The following is a 24,283-nucleotide window of genomic DNA, read 5'->3' as shown; positions in this document are numbered from 1 at the left end:
TGCGACCCAAATATCTACAAGCCCGATTGCACTATGTTCTTTTTTCTTTCGAAAACCGTAAGCTACCTGGTGATGCCCTTCACGATCATCTTCGTGGTGCTGATCCTTTCCGCGTTCCTGAAAAATATGGTATGGCGCCGGCGTTGCTTTTGGACCGGCATTGGCTTGCTGGTGTTCTTCTCCAACGACTTTATCGCCAACGAAGCCATGCACGCCTGGGAATTGCCCACGGTAGCCTACAAAGACATGCAACCCCATGCGCTGGGCATCGTGCTCACCGGCTCCACCGTGCCCTTCCTGAAGCCTGACGACCGCGTGTATTTTCATCGCGGCGCCGACCGCGTAACGCACACGGTGCAACTGTATTCGCTCGGCCTCATCAAAAAAATTCTCATCAGCGGCGGCTCGGGCATGTTGCTGAGTGAAGACGAACCCGAAGCCAACAAATTCAGAAAGGCCATGATCATGATGGGCGTGGCACCAGAAGACATCTACATCGAAAACGAAACGCGCAACACCTACGAGTCGGCCGTGGCCGTGAAGCCCATGCTCGACTCGCTGCACTACGAAGCGGCAAACTGTCTGCTCATCACCTCGGCCTTTCACATGCGCCGCTCACTGGCGTGCTATCATAAGGCGGGTGTGGACCTGCAACCTTTCACCACCGACTTCTATTCACATCCGCGTGTGTGGTCCATCGAAACGTTGCTGTTGCCCAAGCTCGACGCCATCGCCATTTGGCAAAAGCTTTTTAAAGAATGGATTGGTCTGGCAGCCTACAAAGCCGCGGGTTACATTTGAAACAGAAACGACGATCGTGAACCGAACGCAATACAAAATCCTTATTAGGAAAACATCAGAACGCATACCGAACAAAAAAGCAACGCTCATGAAATCAACCCCCATCCTCATCCTGCTCGCCCTGGCGTGCTGCACGCCGCAAAAAAAGGAAGCCCCTACTGAAGCCGTCGTGGCCGACACGGCAACCGCCCCTGAACCCGTGGCCGCCAATGCCACCATCGACGACGTGCTGGAGCCTGAAGCCTTCCGCGAGAAACTGGCCACCGATCCCAACGCCATCGTGCTCGACGTGCGTACACCCGAAGAAGTGGCCCAGGGCGCACTCCCCAACGCCGTAAACATCAACTTCAATGCGCCCGACTTTCAGGACAAGATCGCCACGCTCGACAAATCGAAACCCTACTATGTCTACTGCAAAGCCGGTGGACGCAGCAGCAAAGCCATTTCTTACATGAAAGAAAACGGGTTCAAGGAACTGCACAACCTGAAGGGCGGCTACGACGCGTGGAAGTGATCTATTACAACGGAGAGTCTTAACGAGATCAGTATCCATAAACAAAGAAGCCAGGACTTTTCACAGTCCTGGCTTTTTCAGTTTAGGTTTAGGTTATGCGTGATGTTTTTCACTAAGGCACAGGAAGCTCGTTCCCGGCAAAGTTGTTGGGATTGCAAAGCGGTATATCCGATTTGAATTTCGAATTGATGGTCTCGATAAATGCGTTGGCGATGTAGCCGTTGCCACGGGCGTTGGGATGTATGCCGTCAAGTGAGAACCCGCCAAAGGGAGGCGAGATTGTGGCCGAGAGGGCAGAGCCGCCAATGCTGGCGCCGTTGGTCTTCAGCGAAAGCAAAAGCTTGTTCACATCCACCAGCACAAAACGATCGGCATGCGATGTCACAGCAGCACTAATCACGGCGTTGAAGTCCGTTATCCGCGCCTGGATTTCGGTTTGCTCGGCGGCGGTCAGGTAATATTTGTCGTGCTGCGCTTCGTTCACCGGCTTGGTAGGGTCAATGCCCGCGCCGGTCGGAAGAAGTTGTGACGCGGCCGTCAGGGTAAGCAACAGTTTGTCGTCTGCTTTTGCGTTACGAATCTTGGGGATTGTAAATGTTCCGCCGTTGCCATCGGGCACTTGTGCATCCGAAAGCGTAACATCCAGAATCACAATAGGATATTTGTCGAACGCTGTGCTAAGCACAGGACGTTTCAGTGCAGCCTTCTGGTCGGGTGTGAGACCACCGTTGGCATCCACACCGGCGTTCCATCCGTTGATGGCCGCGTTCAATTGTCCAAGGCCTGCCTGCAGGGCAGGACGACTGGCCGCCGGCACCGAGATGGCCAGCGGGTTAACCGTGGAAAAGTAGGGAAGGGCCGTCACATCGGGGATGTTGGCCACAACGCCTTTTGCATTGGCGTTGGCCGCCAGCAAAGCGTTAAAGGCCGCGTTGTACGCGCCCGTGAATGCCGGTACCGAAGTGATGGGTTTGGTGGGATCGTTTTGATCTGCGCCGTTTGTGGCATAGCCCAGCACATCGTCATTGCCAAGCCAGAACACCAGAAACGAACCGTTTGCAAGCGCCGCTGCCGCATCGCCAATCAATGTCGATGTGCCGGGGTTCGAGGCAAAACGTGCATAGTAAGGATTGAAGTAGGGGTTGGCCGAGGCAGGTCCTCCCAACTGTGGCGCCAGCGATGTCTGAATGGAGACGCCATAGGCGCTGAAGTTGTTAAGAGCAGCTTTGTCGCCAGCAAAAGGCCCAATGGCCTGGCCCGGAATTTTTGGAGTAGGCGAGGGGCTTGTAGTTCCCTTCAGGTAAAGACGCCCCAGAATGGTTCCGTCGGGCACGCCCGGAATGCCGGTAGCCACACCGTAATAGCCATCTGTGGCGTTGATGTCGGGTTGGTTAAAGTTGCCACCGCCCACCGCTTTCATCTGCGTGGCGAGAATGGTCACGAACGAATTTTTCTGGCCCGCATCATACAGGGCTCCATTCATGAATCCCGCTGAAAGTGAACTGCCCACCACAACAGTCTTGGTGAAATTGGCTTCGCCTTGTGTGGGTTCTTCGGCTTCGGGGAAATCGTATGTACATGCTCCGGCCAGGGTCATGCCCGCAGCCAGGGCAAAATATTTGGTCAGGTTTCTCATAGTCTTAAACCGGTTAAGGATTAATTCATCAATTGATCAAAGGTGACAGACACATAATAGATCGCGCCCAGTGTGGGGCCGCCGTAGTTCAGCACATAGCGTGTGTTGAAGATGTCGGACCCACCCAGTTTGAACATACACTTCATGGGCTTCACTTTATAGCTCACCTGCGCGTCCATTAGCCCTACAGAAGGCACGGTGCCTTGTGCGAACGTGGCTTCCCACAGGAAGGACTGTTGCCAGCGATAGGCAAGGTTGAAGCCTAACCGTTCGGTGACCTTCCGGTTGCCAAACGTCACATTGAATTTGTGTTCGGGTGTGTTGAACTCCGACAGGTAACCGTCGCCCAATTGGTCGTTCAGTTTGTTCCAGTTGTAGTTCGCGCCCACTTTGTATCCTTTGGGCAAACTGTATTCCATCCCGATGGCGGCGCCTTGTGCCGTCACTTTTTTGCTGAGGTTGGTATAGGCCGAATAGGAATTCTGACGTCCGCTGGCGTCTGTTCCCGGCGTGAGCAGCGTTTGTGCGTTGCGCACGTTTTGTTCGGTAGGTGCCGTAGCGTTCAGATCCAACGGACCCGCCGATTGACGGAGGATCACCTGGGTGATGAAGTTGTTGTAAGAGTTGTGATAGTAGGTGAGGTCAATCATCAGCTTGTCACCAAGTAAACCTTTATAGCCCACTTCAATGGCTTTCACTTTCTCAGGCGTCACAGGTTTGGCATCGGTGATGGGCGTGAGTTGCTTCAACGCTTCGGGATCGCCAATGGCAAGGCCGGCGTTTCCTCCGGCATACGGACCTTTGCCTGCCTTTTGGGCAACGATGGCCGCATAGCGGTTCACCGACTCAACCGTGTAGGCATTCTGAAAGATATTATACGCCTTCGCATATTCCGGAAGCCCGCCCAGCAACCTGTAGGTTAACACATCGAGGTTGATGTGCTGGCCTTGGGTGGTCGGGTTGCGGAAACCGCTTTGAAACGATGCACGGAAGTTGTGGTTGGGCGTGGGCGAATACACACCCGAGATGCGTGGATTGATGAGGCCGTCGAAGTTTTCGTTTTTGTCATAGCGCAACGATCCGGTCAGCTTCACCTTGTCGGCAAAAAATTTCTTTGCGGCCTGAACATAGGCGCCCACTTCCTGAATGGTGATGTTGTTGCCAGCGGTGTCGGCGAAGATGGTTCCGTTCGAATTGAGGTCATACAATCTGTAGCTTGCGCCGATCATAAGATCCATGAAGTCGATTTGATTCTTGAAGTTGTATTGACCTTCCAAGTGATAGAGCGATGTCTTGTCGTCGAAGAGGGAGCCGTTGGGAATGGTCTTCGAACGCGCGGCGTTTTTCGCGTCTTCAAACTGTTGTGTCCCGGGCAGATAACGACCTACGTCTGCTGCAGCCCGTGCTGCGAGGTGTGCAGCGTTGCGATTATCCAGCGTGGCTGCTCCGGGAGCGATGCCGTTTTGCGCGAGATAGCCAAGATAGTTGGCGGTGTATTCGCCAAACCACTGTGTGTCGGCTTTCCAGGCGCGGTTAATGAGCACGCCCGTGAGGTCGGCGATATACGAGTCGCCCGAATTTTCGATGGTGGTATAGCCGCGGAGAAAGAAGTTGCTGCCTCTCAACTCCAGCTTGTGTTGTTGGATGCTGAAGTCTTTCAGCGAATAGCGTTGCGCACCTGTATATACCGAAGTACCCGATCCATAATTAAGAGCATACAGCAATTCGATCTTGTCGGTGATGCGATAGTTAAGGCCCAGGTTTGCTTTGAAGTTGTGGGCATTGTAGTCAACCAGGTATTGTTCGCGATAAGGCGTGCGCGACACCACATCATTGGGAATGTCGCCCAGATAGGCACCAAGGCCCATGCTGTTCACCTGCGTTTGGAAGGCAGGATTGAGGCCAAGCAGACCAATGTTGGTGGCCACTTCATCACCAAAAGCATGCACCTGATCTGAACCTGGATTGGTAGCATAGCCGGCGTTGAGCGCAGTATTTTTGTCTTTCAGGTTTGTGCCATACCAGTCGGTGGCCTTGCTATAGGAGAGGGCGACTTTAAACGCAAAGCGGTTGTTGAATGCTTTCGCATAACGGATGGCGCCTTCCCACATCGGTTGGGCCGAACCGGGTCCGATCTTTCCCTGGCCTTCCGTATTCAAATCGGCATCGCCAATGTGGTTCATTCCATATTTTGCAAAGGCGCTCAGTCCCTGGTATTCAAAGGGGTTCTTGCTGTTCACCAGCAAAATGCCGTTGAAGGCGTTGGGACCATACAAAGCCGAAGCCGATCCCGGAATAAACTCCACGCTTTCCACATCCAGTTCCGAAGGGCCGTTGAGGTTACCAATCGGGAAGTTCAGCGCGGGGGCTTGCGTGTCCATGCCGTCGGTCAACTGCACAAAACGTGTGTTGCCGGTGGAGTTGAAGCCGCGTGCGTTAATGATTTGGAAGTTGACGCTGCTTTGCGTCATGTCGAGGCCTTTCATGTTGATGAGGCCTTTGTAATAGTTTTCGGAGGCTGTGCTTTGCACCCCGAGGATGTCCATCTTTTCGATGGAGACCGGCGATTGAAGAATGGATTCTTCCACACGACTGGCCGAGACCACAATTTCCTGGCCGAGCACCGTTTGCTCTTCCAGTTTCACATCGAGGCCGCTGGTGGCCGCATTGCTGATGTCAATCTCCTGGGTGCGATAACCAACAAAGGAGAACGTGAGCGTGAAAGGTGGAGCATCGTTCACCTTCAGACTGTAGGCGCCATTGGTGTCGGTGATGGTGCCGATCACACGGCCCTTCACCACAATGTTTACGCCGGCCAGGCCTTCTCCACTCACCCCATCAGTGACTTTACCGGAGACCGTAGTCTGAGCAAATGTGGCGGTGACCCCAAGAAGCAGCAAAGCAGCCGAGGCCAGCAAATGTTTGTAGAATTTCTTCATAAACGCTTTGTATTAAGTATGGTAACTGGAAATCCTCAGGCATGAAAAATAGTATGCATACCGAGTATTTTTCCAGCAAAGTACAAAAATTTATGAAAATACAAACGTTTGTGGAAGGCTTTTGGCCGTCCAAAGACAATATAGACCGGAAGCTGGTTAGGAGGCCTGGTTCTCTTTTTGGACGTGTTTGATGAGGCGTTCGCACACGGCATTGAGCTCCGAAGCCATGTATTCGTCGCCCGTTGCCGACAAAGCGCTTTGGGCCAGGCCGCCAATGCAGTCTATATAAAAGCGTTTCATGTCCTCTACCGGCATATCTTTTGACCACAAATCGATGCGCAGGGTGTTGCGCTGGGCGTGATCCCACAGGGCCACACTGATGGATTTTGTTTCGCTCTGGCCCGGGTCGGGCTTATCGGTGGCATCCCACAGGATTTTATCGGGTACGTTATTTTGATCGAGTTCAACCGTGAAGTTGATGGTAGATTTTTTCATGGCGCAAGTTAATACCGGGCCAATTCCAAGCCCTTGCTTTGCACGATTTTTTTTGATCCGCAGGCGGCCCCGACAAGCTTTTTTGGCCGCGTAAAGATGATTATGTGTTGTACGGATCAGGCGTGCCCTAGTGGCCTGACGAAAGTTTAGAAAATGAAGGCACATGGTAGATGATGATGTATCTGAGATACTTGCGTTGTAGCTTTTCAAACAGTTGATGATTTATTGGCGCTTGGAGGAAGAACTGTCGGAGGTGTTTTTGCCATGAGACATCCCATAGAAAAAGGTTGAATTGTAAAGGATTAAAAATCAGATTGAAGTTGATTACATTTTTTATGCGCGGATGATCAGGCAACGTCTCTCCAAGCTTTCAGGGAAGGATGTGTAGAACTCTTGCCTCACCGTTGAAGATGTTTGATTCGGATGTTGCAAATCACAAGATTATTGTCGCGCGCACATTGTTTGGCCATGAGAATTCCGTACCTTAGGATATTGTCTATTGCTTAAATCTTCATGAGAACCCTCCTTCTTGTTGCTTTGGCGTTAGTCGTGTGCCTGCCCGCCCACAGTCAATTCTTCTATCAGTCGTGTCTTGATGTCGCGAACTATGAAGACGACGCCTCCAATAAATTTTCGCTTTCATCCAACATCATTCGCAACGCCACCGGCGACATTGCCATGATCGGGAACCTGAAAGTTTTCAGACTCACCAAAGACGGCGCCAAAAGCTGGGAACAGAATCTCACCACCAGCGTGCAGGACTTCGACATCGACAAGAACGGAAACGTGCTGGTCATTCACGGCACCGACAACATCCTCACTAAATATGCCGCGGCCAACGGCACGTCCGCGTGGTCCAAAAACTTCATAGCCCCCACCGTGGCCGATGCCACCTTCGATGACAACACCGATGTGTACGTGACCGGCTATGACGGACCCGCCACCAGTCTCTACTTCGAGAAATTCACGTCGGCCGGCGTTTCATCTTGGTCAAAAACTCCGGGCGATTTCACGGGCCTGTCGGTGGTGACCAATGCCGCGGGCGATGTTTTTGTGCTGACCATAAACAACACCACGTCCGGCTACACCTTATTTAAGTATTCATCGTCCGGCACATTCGGCTGGCAGAAAGACATCAACTACACGTTCACCACGGGTAAAGTCACCATTGGCCCCGACGGCAACGTCTACACCTTGATATGGGATTTCAGCTCCACCCGGTTGCTGAAGGTGCAGGCTTCGGATGGAGCCATATTGGAGGACCAGCTCTTTGACATTGGAAAAACCATTATGGCGTTTCGTGGCAACGACCCGGTGCTGGTGGGAAGAAATTTTAACGGCGACTACACGCTCGTGAATTACAGCAGCACATTCCCACCCGTCACGTTCCTCGACTACATCGACACCTACAATGCCTACGACAACACCTATTCTTATGTGTCGCTCAACATTGAAGCCGACGGCACGGCGGCTATTGCCTACACCATAGAAGACCAGGGTCTGGGATCGGCCGGCACGTTGGTGCGCTACAGTGCCACGGGAACAAAACTGAACGAGTCCATTTTTAACGGTCCCATCACGGGTGGCATACTGGATTATAAAGGCGACTATCTCGTGCCTACGTCGCAGACCTGCGTGCGACACCTGGTGCCGTGCAGCAAATATTCCATCACCGTGAACACGGCACCCCAAAGTCAGAATGTTTGCCCCGGAGCCAACACCACATTCACCGTGGCAGCCACCGGACTGAACCTTTTGTATCAGTGGAAAAAAGACGGCGTGATCCTCAAGAACGAAGGACACTGGTCGGGTGTGACCACGGCCACACTCACCATCACCGGCGCGAGCGCGGTTGACGATGCTGGCAGCTACACCTGCGACATCTTCGACGGCTGCGACCACTCCACCAGTACCACTGCGGTGACACTTGGCTTTTTGGCAGGAGCAAACATCACCACCCAGCCAACGGCCGTGGAAGCTTGTGCGGGAACGGAGATCAATTTCACCATTGCAGCAACCGGCTCAAACCTGAAATACCAATGGAAGAAAGCCGGCGTTGCGCTGGTAGACGGCACGTTGGTGGTCGGCGCCAAAACAAACAAGCTTACATTAAAAACCATAGCCGCCGGCGACGCGGCACTCTACTCGTGCGATGTCACCACCGATTGTTCGGCCGTGCCGGTGTCGAGTCAGAATGCATCGCTCACGGTGTTGTTGCCGGCATCCATAACCAAGCAACCCGCTGCAACGGCGTCGGCCTGCTCGGGAAGCAACCTCGTGTTGTCATTGGAGGCATCGGGAGCAAATGAGACGTATCAATGGAAGAAAGGAACAACCAACCTCGTGGAAAGCGCGACGGTGACGGGCTCTAAAACCAACACCCTCACACTGAAACAACTTGCTGCCGGCGATGCCGGACAATATTCATGTGTGGTCACAGGAATGTGTGGCGCCCCCGTTACGTCATCGGCTACCACGGTCACGCTCACCACACCTTCGCAGATCACGGCACACCCCGTTGGCAAATCAGTCTGCGCCAACACCAATGTCGTTTTCTCCATCACCGCCACCGGAACGGGTTTGACATACACCTGGAAGAAGGGCAACAACGTGATTTCCAATGGAGGAAAATATAGCGGAGCAGGCACGGCCACCCTCACCATCACGGCTGCCACGGCGGCAGAAGCGGGGGCATACACATGCTCCATAAACAACCCATGCGGACCCGAACTAGTTTCCAACGCCGCGCAGCTCACCATCGACACAGCTCCCTCCATACTGGCCAAATCGGGCGACGCCGTGTTGTGTGAAGGCACGGTAGGCAAACTTTCCATCACGCCCGGCGAAGGCACCTTCACCTATCAATGGAAGAAGGGCGGCGTGAATCTCACTGACGGTGCGGCCGTGACCGGCACCACCACCAACGAACTGCTCATCATCTCGGCAACGGCAGCGGATGCCGGCAGCTACACCTGCGAACTAAAGTCGGGTTGCGGAAACCCGCTCACGTCCGGCGCTATTGCTGTGACCGTGAACAAAGGCACGGCCATTACCGCACAACCCACCACACACAAAGCCTGTGAAGACGAAAAGATCGTGTTAAGCATTACAGCAACCGGCAACGCACTTACCTATACCTGGAAGAAAAACGGAGCAACCCTTTCTGACGGAGGCACGGTGAGTGGCGCCAAAACGACCACGCTCACCATTGCGCATGCATCGTCGCTCAATGAAGGCCGCTACACCTGCGAGGTGTCGGGAAGCTGTGGTGGCACGGCCATCTCCGATGGTATCGACGTCACCCTCAATCCAAAGCCCAACCTGGTGCTGGTGGGCGTGGTGGACTGCATTCACTTTCAGCCCGAGTGGAGCAAGATCGTGACGGATACCAAAAACACCGTGGGTCAATATGCACTGTACAAAGCTGGCTCTACACAACCCCTCACGTTGATGGATATTTCAGCCACGGGTGAATACAAGATCGTGAAGACCACCAGCGCATGTGCCGACACCGTGGTGTGGAACAATACCTGTGTGATTACCGGCATTGCCGAAACACAATCGCATTCTTTCAATGTCTATCCCAACCCCAGCAACGGCAGTTTTCAACTGACGGGAGCCCCGGCAACGCGGCTTGAGCTGTATAACGTTCAAGGCAAATTAGTGCACACATCCGAAGGCACCGGCGCCGACGGTTTGGTGGAAGCCTCGCACCTGAGCGATGGTTTGTATTGGCTGGTATTCCCCGAAGCAAAGGGAGCGGGCGGAAAGCGTGTGGTTATAAAACATTAGCATAATGCCGCGCTAAAAATGAAGCGCGGCGGAGTTGTGTAGAATGGATGCTTAGAATAAGATGTTAGGCGTTTTTTGTTTGGTGGAGAAAAAGAGGCGCGCGGAACCTCGTTGTGAATTTCGATAGAGAAGCTTGTTAAAATTCTATAGGAATGAAACGGATACTACGCGTGTTGTGCCAGTCTGCCCTTTGCCTGTTGATGGTGGGCGTGGACGGCTGCATTCGGGATGAAGTGCTGCTGCCACCGCAGATCACATCGCTGAGTGAAACAGCGGCACCCTCTGGAAAACTGGTCACCATATCGGGAGTCAACTTCGACGGCTCGCTCCAGGTGCTCATCAACAATGTGGCCGTGAGCACGGCCGGAACCCCCACGCCAACCGAAGTGCAATTTTTTGTGCCTTTCACCACCCAGGCGAAAGAAGTGGGCCTCAACGTAAAAACAAAGTATGGCGCGTCAGAACCAAAGGCTTTCACGGTGCTTCCGCCAGTGCCCATCATTCGAAGCATTGTGCCACCCCGTGCGGGCATAGGCGCTGTCATCAAAATAGCAGGAAGTTATTTCAGCAATGTATCCGCCATACGTTTCCGGTCGCCTGACCAAAGCACAGCCCGCGACGCCGTGTTCAAAGTGATTGGCGACACCGCCGTAGTGACCGTGCCCACAGGTTTGTCGCCCGATGCTGCCGACATACGCATCACCTCACCCAGCGGCGATTCTGATCCGGCAACCTTCACGGTGCTGCTGGCCCCGAAAGTAGTATCGTTCGCCCCGGACAAAGGCGCTGTAGGGAAAGTAATTACCCTCACCGGCGAAAATCTCCAGGAGGCCACCAAGGTCACCTTTGGTACCGTGCCAGGTGAGTTGGTTACGTCTGCAGCCGAATCCATCACGGTGCGGGTACCCGTCGGGGCAGCCACCGACACAATTTTTGTTTACACCGGAGGAGGCAAAGGCAAAACGGACAAGAAATTTACCGTCGTGCCTGGCCCCGCCATTCAGTCAACAGACAAGTCAACGGGGGCGCCGGGAACCGACGTGCAGATCACAGGCGTGAACTTTACCGGAGCTTTCGAATTGAAATTTGGCGACACGCCCGCGCAGATCATTTCCAACACCGGAGTTGTCGTAAAAACCAAAGTGCCGGTAGGGGGAAGCAGCGGGAAAATTTCGATCACCACGCCTGCAGGCACCGCCTTGTCTGCCGACGACTTTGTTGTGCAGGGTGCGCCCCTCATCACGAAGTTTGCACCGGCGTCGGGTGTCACAGGAACACAAATCACACTGACCGGCCTAAACCTTTCGAATGTGACCGGGGCGAAAGTGGCTTTGAAAGATTTGAAAATCGTGAGCAAAACCAATACGGAAATAGTAGTGGAGGTATTAACAGGTACAGTTACCGGCAAGATCTCTGTGATCAGTCCCGGAGGCACGTTTGAAACTTCTGATCTCTTCACTGTGCTGGGTGCGCCGCAGATCACCGCCATCAATCCAACCTCCGGTGTACCGGGCACGGTTGTCACCATCACCGGCATAAATCTTCCATCCTCGCCCTACATCCGCTTCGGCGGCAACGTGCAGGCTACCGTTGTGGTGAAGTCGTCGTCAACGGAAATTGTGTGCCAGGCACCTGCAGGAGCATCGACCGGAAAGATCAATGTGAACGGAGCGCTTAGCCTTGTGGATTTTGTTTTGAATGTGAAACCGGTTGTGACCGCCATCGCGCCGATGAAAGGTGGAGTTGATACGGAAGTTACGATCAGCGGCGCTTATCTTTCAGGGGCCACCATCAAATTTGCCAACAATGTCACGGCCACCAAAGTGGGGGCGGGCACCGACAATCAGGTGATGGTGAAGGTGCCTTCGGGCGCTGTGACGGGAACCATCAGTGTTTCCACTACACCGGGCACCACGGTGAGCCAGAGCAGCTTTGAAATTTTGTCGCCACCATCGGTCACGTCGTTCGCGCCGTTGGCAGGCGTAGCCGGTGCGTTGGTGACGCTCACGGGAACCAATCTGCAACACAATCCCACGGTTCAGTTTTTCAACGGTGTGAACGCCCTTGTGAAGTCTGTGTCACCAACACAACTGGTGGTGCAAGTGCCTGCGGGTACGGCCACGGGCAGGATCAGTGTGAAGACCGACGCCGTGCTAAGTCCCATCACGACGTCAACAGATTTTGTTGTGGCAGGCAAACCCGCCATCACCAGCCTGGTGCCATCGTCGGGCACCGTGGGGCAACAGGTCACGATCAACGGATCGAATTTCACGAACCCGGTCACGGTTGTCTTCAACGGCACGTCCGTAACAGGAACCTTTGTGAGCGACAAGATCGTGAAGGTGACCGTGCCGGTAAACACCACCGTGAGCAAGAGCGTGAACGTGAGCGTGAAAACGGCCGCCGACAACTCAAATAACGCGGGCTTCCTGCTGTTGGCCGAACCTGCCACAGCACAACTGAAACTAAAACCCAACAACAACCCGGTAGATTGGCCCGTGCTGATCGAAGGACCTAACCTGGGCACCGTCACCAAAGTGACTTTGAACGGAAAAGACATTGTTCCCAACTACAAAACTTCCAACGCCATCACATTTGTAGTACCCAGCAACATCGGCACCACCGGCTCGGTGACCCTACGGTTGTTCTACACGTCCGACTATTCAACTTCCTACAAAGTTGACTTCGCGTTTAATATTCTCGCCGCGCCACCTCCTGGCCCCATTCCTCCACCCATCATCTTCCTGCCGCCGGCACCGCCTGTGAACCTTGCGCCAAACATCGACGCCAACTGGTCCATCGCCTACAACGACCTGAACGACGACTCGTTCTGGACCGGCACCGTGCGTCTCGATACCGACGAAGATGGTCAGACCTCGGGATATATCAACAACTCGGCAGGATTTAAAGGGGGATATGTGACGGGCCTCATCATCGAAGGCGTGACCTACGACGGGCAGTTTTGCAACGGGGGCATATTGCTCACCAGTCGCACTACCGGGCGGCAGCTCATGTTGGGCGGCGGTTGCAACAATCCCACCACCAATCCAACGTGCAACTAACTAAAAGACGTAGCGCACACATACATTCACGCCACTCCACATGCCATAGTTGCGTGCCATGAGGGTGCCGGTGTAGCTGGCGTTAACAAAAAAATGTTTGCTGAAGAGGTGTTGATATCCCGCACCATACTGCACAAAATCGCTGTCGGCACCTTCGGTCACGTGACTCACATCCGTGTTGGTCCAGCTGTAGGAGAGCGTGGCAAACAGCAGGTCTTTTCGGGTGGCCACATAACTGAGGGAAACGCTGGCGGGTAAATAAAATTCCGTTTTCGAACCGGTCTCGCTGTTACCCGAAGGAAAGGCAAAGGCGAAGTTCAGTTGGGTGAAGATGCCCAGCTTGGGGCTGAAATATTTATAGAAAAAAAGCGTATTGCCCCAGTTGACTTTGTTGCTGCCAAGGGACGTTTGAAGTTCTTTCTGTGCCACCGGAATCCACACATAGCTTTGAAAGGTGAAATTGTTCGCGCGCCGAAACGGTTGCAGGCGTACGCGTGGCCCAACGTAGGTGACGGAGCGCTCGTTGCCCGGGTTGTCTTTGAACAGCGAAATCACCTGGCTGTTCTTGTCGATGTCGTAGCGATAGGCCCTGAAGTTAACATCCACCCCAATGTTGAAGCGCCGGTTGCGCGAGGCGCCATAGTTGATCTGGAAGAGCGAGTTGAAGAGCAGTTGTTTGCCCGCGAGGTTGGCATTGCTGCCCGTTTTGTCGTTGAATTGTTTGCTGCTGAGAAAGGAATTGTAGGAGTAGAGTTCCAGTTCGCGCCGCTTCACCAGGATGGCCGATGCGCTGGGATTGATGACCAGCAGGTTGTCGAGCGAGTCGCGCATGCGCAGAAGTTTGTCCTGGTCAATGTTCTGTGCGTGCAGGTTCGCGCAGGCGATCAGCAGCAGCACTACAATACTTCCGGTGGCTTTCATGGGCATTATCGATTAGAGAGGGTATAGAGAATGCGGTTGGCGCGGCGCTCCAGCTCCTGGATGCGCTTGTCGAGTTGAGTGGTGTTCTGGTAGATGCTCATGAGCACTTTCTCTTTCGCGTCGCGTTCGTTTTTGCGGCCCGAGATCTTGCCGGTGTTGATGTCGTTGATGGTGGAGAGGGCGCTGTTCAGCTCCAGTACATTGGCCGAGTGGAGTTCGCCCAAGGCATAGTCGAACAGGTAGCGCACATCGTTATAGAGCGCTTCGTTGTTCCAGTAGACCAGCACTTGCTTTTCATACGACATGCGGTCATTGTTCAGCTTGTTGAATGCTGTGTTGTAGTTGATGACCGCGTCGGTGAGCTGGCGCAGCGTGAGGTTGTCTTCAAACATGTTTTCGTTGCTCTTGCGGAAGGCGATGACCAGGTCTTTGGCTTCGATGATGAAGCTGCCCAACGCCGACGACATCTCGGCATACACGGCCGACTTATGTTCTTCCGGCGACACCGTCACCACCGTGGCAGGTCCGGCCGAGGCTGTAGGCGACGATTCATTAAAAACGATTGCCCGCACTTCGAACGATACGGTGCCGGATAGTTTGGGTCGGTCTTTTAAGACATCCCAGATGATGGTTTTCTGCCCGTTGCCCTGCACACGGTCGCCAGAACCGTTGCCGCTAAGGCTCGTCAGCCCGTTCTTGAAACCGTCGTCGGAGCAGTAGAGATTCACTTCCATGCGCTGGTTTGGGCTGAGGCCGTTCACGGAATAGGTGAGGAGCACTTTCTGGCGAAACGGCTCATGATGAATGTCGCCGATAATTTGCCCGTGGGCGGGGAGACACAAACCAGTAAGCGCCAGGAAGACCTGGAAAAAGAGAGAGGGCACTTTCATGAGCGGAAGATATTATCGTAATTTAATGAAACGACCAGACCCTTCCCAAATGAAAAAGCTTTTTGTTGCCGGCATGCTACTCGCGTTTGCCATCTCCACCGGTACGGCGCAGCAAATGATAAAAGCACGAAGCGGCGAACAGGTCTACAACATTGTGGCTACTGCCACCGACAGTGCCACCCGCTCCGCCGAAGAACGGAAGATCGCCCTGGTGATCGGCAACAAGAACTACCCCGTGTCACCCCTGCAGAACTCCGTGAACGACGCCAACGATCTGGCCGAATTGCTCAGGCAAAAGAACTTCGAGGTACACAAAGTAATTGACGGCACACGCCTGGAGATGCGCAATGCCGTGCGCCAGTTCACTGAAAAGATCGCCCAGGGCGGAGTTGGGCTGTTCTATTACTCCGGGCACGGTGTGCAGGTGGACGGCGACAACTATTTGGTACCGGTAGACGCGTCCTACGAATACAAAGAGGAAGTGCCCGATGTGTGCGTGAGCGTGGCGTCCATTCTCCGGTTCATGGAGTCGTCCAACAACCGCCTCAACATCATGATCCTGGACGCCTGCCGCAACAGCCCTTTCAAATCGTTTTCGCGCTCGGGCGAAAAAGGCATGCTGCGGGTGGAAGCACCCACGGGATCAATCGTAGCCTATTCAACCGCCCCCGGCAAAACTGCCTCCGACGGCACCGCCCGAAACGGACTCTACACCGCCAAACTCATGAAATACATGAACGTGCCCGGCCTCAAGATCGAAGACATCTTCAAACAAGTGCGCATCGAGGTGAGCCAGGCCTCCGGCAACAAGCAGGTGCCCTGGGAAAGCAATTCGCTGATGGGAGACTTTTACTTTACGCGGAATTGAAGACCCGCCGGGGGTTTACGCTGGATGTTAACCCTTAAACATGCAGGCACGGAGTAACCCGCATATCGAGCCATACAACCGTCCGTAGTAAATTGGGAAGGTCGTTGAATCACGAGGGATCCTGTATAACTTCATATCTTTACTCAAGGAAGTCTTCAAGGACAGTTAGCATCACCGGCGTTTCCTGCGTTTTGCGGACGAGATCATCGCCAATTGTGCAAACTTGTAAGGTATTTGACGGTTATATGTGTTTTGCGAACAAGCTGTAGGTTTGGGATGAGGCACAACCCCGGGAAAGTTTTCCCCGACCAGGGTTACAATTGGTCTTTTTGTTGAATGAATTTGCTGTGCAGTCGACAGTTGAAGACTTCGCATTAAATTCATTACTTTTGCTGCAATGTGATACACGGAACACCCTGGCGACATGTAATTTTTGTGGCTCGTTTGCCAGATTACAGAAATCCAGGGTGGTTTAGGTTGATCAGGAGAGAAATATAAAGTACTTCAGTTCTGGCCAATGGGTTCCGTTGGCTAAGGTTGAGGTGTGAATATGGATTCTTTTTGAGGATTATGAATAAAATTGGCAATTGACGTCTAGACATAGTTTATGATAAAAAAGGCTTTACTACTTTTTGCTGTTATAGGATTTATAGTGACTAACTCGTGGGGACAGGCTACTGGCGACTACCGTAGCAATGGATCAGGTCCCTGGAGCACAGCGGGAACATGGCAAACGTATAACGGAGCGACATGGGTGGCAGCCGGTGCAGCGCCAACGAGTGCGAACGGTGTGATTACCATTAGAAGCCCGCACGTTGTGACCGTTACGGCGAACGTCACCATTGATCAGACTGTGGTAGATGCTGGTGGTACGATGACTGTAGATGCCGGGGTTAACGTCACACTTGCAAACGGCACAGGCACCGAAATAGCCCTCAATGGCACGATGAATCTTTCGGGTACCATAACCTTTGGCGGTATTCCCAATCGCACGATGGTGGTTGCCGGCACACTGAACAATCAAGGCACATTATCTGGCGCGACCGTCCTAAAGCTTAGTTTCTTATCCGGGGCGAGCTACAATCACCTTTTCACCACCGGAGGCACGATACCCCTCGCCACATGGGATGCTAATTCCACGATGAGCGTTACAGGGTTCACCACGGGCGTGTTGGTTGCTCCCACAAACTTGAATCAGTCCTTTGGCATCTTCGTGTGGAACTGCCCAGGCCAGGCAAGCGACGATGGGTTTTTGAGCCTTGGGGGTTTCCCTGTTAGTGTTACGGGCGATTTTCGCATAGTTGACACAGGGGGCGATGCGCTCTATCATTCATTAGGTGCAGGTGGGACGCTTAATATTGGCGACGATCTTGAAGTTACGGGAGGGACATTTGCCTTTGTATCCGGCACGTCAGGAACACTTGCCATATCGGGCGATATTGACATCTCAGGCACGGGCTACATTCAGTTTGCCGATGATCAGGACCTGACAATGACGTGCAATGGAAATTTTATCCTCAACACAGACGGTCAGGTAGATTTCGCTGCGACCACAGCAGTAACCACCTTTAACCTGAAAGGCAACTATACTCAAACAGGAGGTTCACTCTTCACCAGCGGTGGTGTTTCTAATTTTGTTTTTAACGGAACAACACCGCAGATCTATACGTCTACGTTGACGCCCATTGGTGGAACGATCAATTATAATATCGCGAACGGTGCATCCGTGTCCCTTGCTACCGACAATTTCTTTGGCGGTGCAGGATCGTTCACGCTTTCGGATGGTGCAACATTGCAGGTCGGCTCGACCGCCGTAGCCGGCGCAATTCAAACAGGACCTTTCAACGGAAACATCCGGGTAACGGGAACGCGCACTTTTGCGTCGGGCTCTACCATCATCTACAACGGTGCGGCTGCACAATTTATCGGCCTGGGCCATCCCGGAACAACCGGCGTAACTACGCAGATCAATAACACAAACGGCGTGTCGCTCGCTTCGGACGTAACGTTCGGTGGTCCGCTGACTTTGACGAACGGAAATTTATCCGTGTTGAATCGCACGCTTACCATTGGAGGCGATTTGACAATGAATAGCAACTCCATTGCCGTCTTGCCCACATCCAATATTGCCATAACCGGCAACGGATCCTTTGGTGCAGGAAATCCCAATGGCATTTTGAATCTAACCGGCACTGCTCCCCTGACAATAAACAATTTCACATTGAATCGTACCAACGGACGCGTTTGGGTCTTTGATGATTTCAAAATAAATGGGGTGTTTACACAATCCCAGGGGGACCTCGATATTCGCGGGTTTCTTTTAACCTTGTCGGGACCCGTGTCGATTACGGGAGGAACGTTGATCGTGAATGAGTATGCCCGTCTGCAGGTGGATGGCACAGGAACGATGACCGGCAACGTGAACTTTGTGAATGAAGGCGGGAGTCCTATGCTGGCAATCAATATGAATCGCCCTGCTGAGACGCTGAGCGTTGGTTCTGCCCTAGACTTGACGCAGCTTAATCTTACCGCGGGAGCATTCAGTCCCTCGCCGACTTTTAGAATGGCTACTGCCGGAACAATAACCCGGGCAGCGGGCACAATCACCACGGCCCCGGGAGCCGTTTCTGCCTACAATGTCATTTATAACACGTCATCAAATATCAGCACAGGTCCTGAGTTGCCTTACAACCCCAATGATACTCGCTTGACTGATGTAACAAACCTGGGCACAGGCATCATCAGTCTTTCGCAGCCAACAACCATTAACGGAACGCTGACCCTGAGCAACGGAACATTCAACGCCGGATCAAACGCAGTGATTTTTCGCGGCAACATTGTGAGCAATGCAGGTGGCACGTTTACGTCCAGCCCGGTAAAGTTTGATGGAACATCTGTTGTTAGCGGTTCTATTCCCTTAAATTTGGGTGCGTTCGAAGTTAACCTCAACCACACCCTGAATCTGGGAACAGGCACGACCGTTAACATCGCAGGTAATGTGACCAACAATGGAAAAATCTATGGTGGCACAAGCACGGCTGTCTTTAATGGCAACACTACGCTAACCAACACAACCGATGTTCTTCTTCTTGGAAACTTCAACAACGTGCAGGTTACCGGCGCCTTAACACTTGATCTTGCTGATTTTCTTGAACCCGTCCCTGACTCAGCCCTTTATCGCATTCAAGTAGCGGGCACATGGAACGTGTCTGGAGGAACCTTCACACCCGGCATTAGCCGTGTTGATTTTGTAGGCACAAATCAGACCATCACTTCGGGGGGGCAACCTTTTTATTCGGTGTATGTTTTGGGCACAGGAACAACTACGCTCGGTCAGGCCATGACCGTGGTAAACGATCTCAAGATTGGATCAACATCAACCCTCGACGCCAGTACCAACAACTACCAGATCTCTATTGCCGAAGACTTCGTTACGGACGGAACGTTTGTGGCGCGTCAGGGCAAGGTGTTGTTTAACGGCATCGGAACAATTCAATCAATTACCCGCACCACGGGCTCTGGACCTGTGGGCCTCTACAATCTGGAAGTAAGCAAATCGGGCACTCCAAACCCGTTGAATATATTAACACCTGTAGACGTGCAACACTTTGTAACGGTGAGCACGGCGCATACGATCAATGCAGGCACAAACCAACTTCGGTTATTGTCAAACGCTGCTTTCACGGCTCGTGTCACACAGTTAGCGACAGGCGCGTCCATAACCGGATCGGTAATTGTGCAACGTTACATGCCCAACACATCAGGCTCTGTCAGCTATCGCTATTTGTCTGCTCCAGTAACGGGCTCGACCGTAACCGACTGGCGCACCGAGATACCCATCACGGCCATCTATTGGTATGATGAAACGAACTACACGGCAGGACCTTCGCTTGAGGCACGCTATCGCTCTTATGCACTTACCGGTGCCCTCACGCAAGGCAGAGGCTATGCCGCGAACGTGAACACCGCAGGAGTCGCGACGTTCGACTCGCGTGGTACACTCGGACAGGGCGCTGTCCCCGTGCCGGTGACCGCTCATTCGGCAGGGGGCAACGATGGTTGGAACCTTATCGGTAACCCTTACCCGTCGGCCATCAACTGGAACAACGTGACCATTCCTACCGGGCTGAACAACGCTATCTACATCTCCGATAACTTTAACAACAGCGGTCAAGGCACCGGCTTGAAGTATGTCTCCTATGTGAATGGAGTGCCTAGTGTTCAGGGCTATGCCGGGTTGATCGCTCAAGGTCAGGCCTTCTGGGTACGTGCTACCGCGAATGCGACCGTAACGTTCCAGGAAGATGACAAAGACAATGGCGCAGCCCAGTTTTTCCGCGAGGAAGATATTCCGAACCTGCTGCGGATTGCCATGAAAGGACAGAGCCTCGAAGACGAAACCGTGCTGCGTCTGCACGCACCCGCTACAGACTCGTTCGATCCACAGTATGATGCTTACAAGCTCTTGAATAGCAAGCTCAGCTTATCTACGATCACGACTGACAATCTGAGCCTCTCCATCAACTCCATGGGCGCTTTGGATTGCGATAAAAAAATTCCGCTGGCCATGGTAGGAGCGGTGAAAGGAACGTATCAGATGTCATTCACCGGGTTGCCATCTTTCAGCGCCAACATGAATCTTTACCTGGTGGATCAGTTGCAAAACACTACCGTCAATCTTCGCGATGCCAGCACCTACAGTTTCACGGTGTCGGCTACGGATCTTCCCAATTTGTCGAAGCGTTTTTACCTTACGGTAGGCAAAGCTTCTGTGAAGACCGACCTCACGGTGAGTGGCGAAAGCACTTGCGCGACCAACTCGTTTGCCAACGTAACACTGGAGCAATCTCAGGCCGATGTTTTGTATGCGATTCAATATAAGGATCAGGTGACAGACTACTTCAAAGGTACAGGCAATGTTCTCTCCATTCCGGTGAGCACCGCGTTGCTGGCTGCAGGCGAAAATGAAGTGATAGTTTTGGCAAAAGCCTCGTCGTGCGTAACGATGCCGTTGCAGACCAAGCCTGTTATTAAAATTGTTAGCAAGGGTGTGGTGAGCCGCGTGGAAGAAGGGAATGTTTGTCAGTCAGGTGCAGCAACATTGACCGCCGAAGGCGCTTCTGCCGACGGCTGGTATAATTGGTATGAGGACATTACGGACACGGCTCCCATTGCCGGTCAACAAGGTGCCTCGTTCGAGACGCCGGTGATCAACAAAACGAAGACCTACTATGTGTCGGCAGTGAACGCGATGGGCTGTGAAGGCGACCGCATTGCGGTTAAAGCAAATGTGGCCCAAGTTGAACCTGTGACTGTAACGGGAGCAGGCACTACCTTGACTTCCAGCTATGCCACAGGCAACCAGTGGCTGCGCAACGGTGCAGTAATCACGGGAGCTACTACAAACAAATTTGAGGTAACCGAGACCGGTGTATACACGGTTGAGGTGACTGTAGGCGATTGCAAGACGACGTCGACCGCGCGTGAAGTGACCATCACAGCCAACGAAACCGGAGTGAATGGAAATGACGCGGTAAGCATTTACCCCAACCCCACAGTGCGAAAGGTGTTGGTTCGAGTGAGCTCTACAAATAAGGACGTGAAAGCTACTTTGATTGATGCAGCAGGCGTGGAGGTTGATGCTCACTCGCTAAAAGGTGAGTCGGGTGTGAAGGAGGCGGAATTTGATTTAGGAAACCGTGCTATCGGGGTATACTATCTCCTGATCGTGGACGGACAAAAAAGATTTACAGAAAAAATCGTTAAGATAAAATAGATGAAAGCCCTTCTCGTTTGTGTTTGCTTAATTCTTGGGAATGTTTTGTGGGTTGCAGCGCAACCTGGTAATCCGGCCAGCACTCCCCCCGTTCCCATCACTGGATTGGAATACTTGCTCATCGGTGGCGGCGCCTACGGCGTTTCCAGACTTTTGAAGAATCGTAACAAAGCTGATAAAGATTGATACAGAAAGTATTTAGCCGACTCACAGTCCTTCCTCGCGGTGTGGTCATTCTCATCGATCAGGTGTTGGTTGTTCTTTCTGTGAGCCTGGCGTTTCTGCTGCGATTCAATTTCAACGTCGAAGAGATCCGTCACTTCAACCCCGCGTTGGGCGCCTTGCTTTGCCTTGCGGCGGCCATGACGTCCACGCTCATCACCAAGAGCTATGCCGGCATCGTGCGCTACACGGGCATCCAGGATGGTTTGCGCATTGTGGGCACAGAGTTGCTGAGCCTCACCATTGTGGTGGTGTTCAACCTGTGGTACTACTACAACTTTGGTAAAAACGTTATTCCCTATTCGGTTGTCTTCATTTCGTTCTTTATCTCTTCGCTGCTGCTGTATCAATATCGCCTGTTGGTGAAGAATGTGTTTGCCTACTATAAGTCCGATACATCTCAGCTCATTCCCGTGGTCATCTTCGGGGCGGGTGCCGCCGGGTTCCTCACGAAGCAGGCCATTGAAGCCGACGTGTCCAGTCTCTACAAGCTTGTGGGGTTTCTGGACGACGATATCAAAAAGAATAATAAAGAGATCAGCGGCACACGCATCTATTATCAGGATCGCCTGGCGGAGCTTGTGACGCGCTATAAAGTGAAGAAGTTGGTGATAGCCACCAAGAACCTTTCCATCGAACGCAAAAATGAAATTGTGGACCAGGCCCTCCAACATCACCTCAAGGTGAGCTATGTGCCTTCGTTCGAAAAGTGGCTGCGCAACGAGTGGGATATGAAACAGATTCGCGACATCAACATCGACGACCTGTTGGGGCGCGAGGTGATCAAGCTGGATAACCCCGAAATTGAGAAAGAGATTTTTAACCGTGTTATCTGCATCACGGGTGCAGCGGGCTCCATTGGTTCGGAGCTGGCGCGACAGATATTGAACTACCGGCCCCAGACGTTGATCCTCATCGACCAGGCCGAGTCTCCCCTCTATGAAATTGAACGCGAGCTGCGGAGCCGCGCCCAACACACGCGATTGCTGGTGTTTGTGGCCAACGTCTGCAACAAGCAACGCATCAACAGCATCTTCCGCGACTTCCGCCCGGAGATCCTCTTTCACGCGGCAGCCTACAAGCATGTGCCGTTGATGGAGAGCAATCCATCGGAGGCTGTCACCGTCAATATTTTCGGAACACGCACGCTGGCCGATCTGGCCATGCAGCACAAGGTGAAAAAGTTTGTGATGATCTCGACCGACAAGGCCGTGAACCCCACCAACATCATGGGCTGCTCGAAGCGCATCGCGGAGATTTATGTGCAGTCGCTGGATCGTCACTATAATCGCCTTGGGCTGGGCAAGACGTCGTTTGTCACCACCCGCTTTGGCAACGTGCTGGGCTCGAATGGATCGGTGATTCCGATCTTCAAAGACCAGATCGTCAAGGGTGGCCCCGTTACCGTGACGCACCCCGAAATCACGCGTTTCTTCATGACCATTCCCGAAGCCTGCGAACTGGTGATTGAAGCCGGCTCCATGGGGCAGGGGGGAGAGATATTCATCTTCGACATGGGCAAGCCTGTGAAGATCTATGACCTCGCCAAGAAGACCATCCTGCTGTCGGGCAAAGAACTTGGCAAAGACATCGAGATCGTGTTTACGGGCCTCAGAGACGGCGAGAAGCTATACGAGGAACTGTTGAACGACCGCGAGAACACAATCCCCACCCACCACGAAAAGATCCTGAAAGCCCAGGTGTCGGAATACATGTACGACGAGGTGTGCCAGAACTTCGATCTCCTCGAAGACCTCATGGGCGATAAGAACGAATTGAAGATGGTGGCCCTCATGAAAGAAATGGTGCCCGAATTCAAGAGCAACTATTCGCGCTTCGAGGTGCTGGATATGCCCTAGGCCTCCAAACGACTCCCTTGGAATAGCGGAAGTAAGAAGCCTCCAGAATAACCGAAATCAAACTTGCAATTAGAAGTAGTCCTAAGAATCATCTAGGAACAAGCTAGAGTCACTAGCAGTCCTCTCGCTGCACTCCCGCTCCACGGGAGTCCCTGTCTATAGCCCAAAGCAATATCACCGGATCGGCTCCGTAGGTGCCTCCTGAAGCACACGAACAAAGGAGAGCAATACATTCAATAGAAATCCTAAGTCCTGTCCTTGAAAAAACATCGATGGCGTTAGCTTCGAATGGCACTTTGGGCACTCATAGAACGAGTAGAACCTTCGATTTCAATCCAACTAAGATTCTCATTTAACCAACGAGATATCCCCATCCACCTCATGTATGAACCTCAACGAACCCCGTCATCAAACTATAAATATCTCACAACAAGGCACAAAAAAAGCGATGAAAATATCACCGCTTCCCTTGTAAGGTTAGGTTTAGGTTTATGCGTTGACCGATGCT

General features: G+C 52.8%; 13 protein-coding genes. 8 read left to right on the top strand and 5 right to left on the bottom strand.

Features of this window, described 5'->3' with window-relative positions; genetic code table 11:
• The first annotated feature begins 33 nt into the window (after positions 1–33).
• Positions 34–801, top strand: a complete 768-nt coding sequence (locus JI741_RS21700) for a YdcF family protein (protein ID WP_202013416.1) — start codon at positions 34–36, stop codon at positions 799–801.
• A gap of 88 nt (positions 802–889) precedes the next feature.
• Positions 890–1,315: a rhodanese-like domain-containing protein gene (locus JI741_RS21695; protein ID WP_202013414.1), complete on the top strand. Its 426-nt coding sequence runs from the start codon at positions 890–892 to the stop codon at positions 1,313–1,315.
• 112 nt (positions 1,316–1,427) lie between these two features.
• On the opposite strand, the gene JI741_RS21690 is transcribed toward JI741_RS21695, so the two are convergent.
• From JI741_RS21690 to gldC, 3 genes are all read right to left on the bottom strand, one after another.
• Entirely contained in the window at positions 1,428–2,951 is a 1,524-nt protein-coding gene (locus JI741_RS21690; protein ID WP_202013412.1) for an SGNH/GDSL hydrolase family protein, read from the bottom strand.
• Positions 2,952–2,971: 20 nt separating this feature from the next.
• Positions 2,972–5,890 carry a TonB-dependent receptor gene (locus tag JI741_RS21685; RefSeq protein ID WP_202013409.1) on the bottom strand — a complete coding sequence of 973 codons (2,919 nt, stop codon included), beginning with the start codon at positions 5,888–5,890 and terminating at the stop codon, positions 2,972–2,974.
• A gap of 156 nt (positions 5,891–6,046) precedes the next feature.
• Positions 6,047–6,385 carry a gliding motility protein GldC gene (gldC, locus tag JI741_RS21680; protein WP_202013407.1) on the bottom strand — a complete coding sequence of 113 codons (339 nt, stop codon included), beginning with the start codon at positions 6,383–6,385 and terminating at the stop codon, positions 6,047–6,049.
• A 513-nt stretch (positions 6,386–6,898) separates the two neighbouring features.
• Between gldC and JI741_RS21675 the strand changes: the two genes are divergently transcribed.
• Both JI741_RS21675 and JI741_RS21670 read left to right on the top strand, forming a co-directional pair.
• The gene (locus JI741_RS21675; RefSeq protein ID WP_202013406.1) at positions 6,899–10,177 is read left to right on the top strand and encodes an immunoglobulin domain-containing protein; all 3,279 of its coding nucleotides are present in this window, start codon (positions 6,899–6,901) and stop codon (positions 10,175–10,177) included.
• A 152-nt stretch (positions 10,178–10,329) separates the two neighbouring features.
• A complete protein-coding gene (locus JI741_RS21670) occupies positions 10,330–13,239 on the top strand; it encodes an IPT/TIG domain-containing protein (RefSeq protein WP_202013404.1) in 2,910 nt (969 codons plus the stop codon).
• On the opposite strand, the gene JI741_RS21665 is transcribed toward JI741_RS21670, so the two are convergent.
• Both JI741_RS21665 and JI741_RS21660 read right to left on the bottom strand, forming a co-directional pair.
• Positions 13,240–14,160, bottom strand: coding sequence for a putative outer membrane beta-barrel protein (locus tag JI741_RS21665; RefSeq protein ID WP_202013402.1), 921 nt, complete (start codon positions 14,158–14,160; stop codon positions 13,240–13,242).
• 5 nt (positions 14,161–14,165) lie between these two features.
• On the bottom strand, positions 14,166–15,050 hold the full coding sequence (locus JI741_RS21660) for a hypothetical protein (protein ID WP_202013400.1): 885 nt from the start codon (positions 15,048–15,050) through the stop codon (positions 14,166–14,168).
• 49 nt (positions 15,051–15,099) lie between these two features.
• On the opposite strand from JI741_RS21660, the gene JI741_RS21655 reads away from it, so the two are divergent.
• The 4 genes from JI741_RS21655 to JI741_RS21640 all read left to right on the top strand — a co-directional run bounded on the left by JI741_RS21655 (position 15,100) and on the right by JI741_RS21640 (position 23,775).
• Positions 15,100–15,918: a caspase family protein gene (locus tag JI741_RS21655; protein WP_202013398.1), complete on the top strand. Its 819-nt coding sequence runs from the start codon at positions 15,100–15,102 to the stop codon at positions 15,916–15,918.
• A 790-nt stretch (positions 15,919–16,708) separates the two neighbouring features.
• Positions 16,709–21,694 carry a DUF8693 domain-containing protein gene (locus JI741_RS21650; RefSeq protein WP_202013396.1) on the top strand — a complete coding sequence of 1,662 codons (4,986 nt, stop codon included), beginning with the start codon at positions 16,709–16,711 and terminating at the stop codon, positions 21,692–21,694.
• Positions 21,695–21,880, top strand: coding sequence for a hypothetical protein (locus JI741_RS21645; RefSeq protein WP_202013394.1), 186 nt, complete (start codon positions 21,695–21,697; stop codon positions 21,878–21,880).
• Positions 21,877–23,775 carry a polysaccharide biosynthesis protein gene (locus tag JI741_RS21640; protein ID WP_202013391.1) on the top strand — a complete coding sequence of 633 codons (1,899 nt, stop codon included), beginning with the start codon at positions 21,877–21,879 and terminating at the stop codon, positions 23,773–23,775. The genes JI741_RS21645 and JI741_RS21640 overlap by 4 nt, the downstream gene beginning before the upstream one ends.
• Positions 23,776–24,283: the final 508 nt, after the last annotated feature.

Source organism: Chryseolinea lacunae, assembly GCF_016735595.1.
Lineage (GTDB): Bacteria > Bacteroidota > Bacteroidia > Cytophagales > Cyclobacteriaceae > Chryseolinea > Chryseolinea lacunae.
This window is presented reverse-complemented; position numbering and strand designations above follow the sequence as displayed.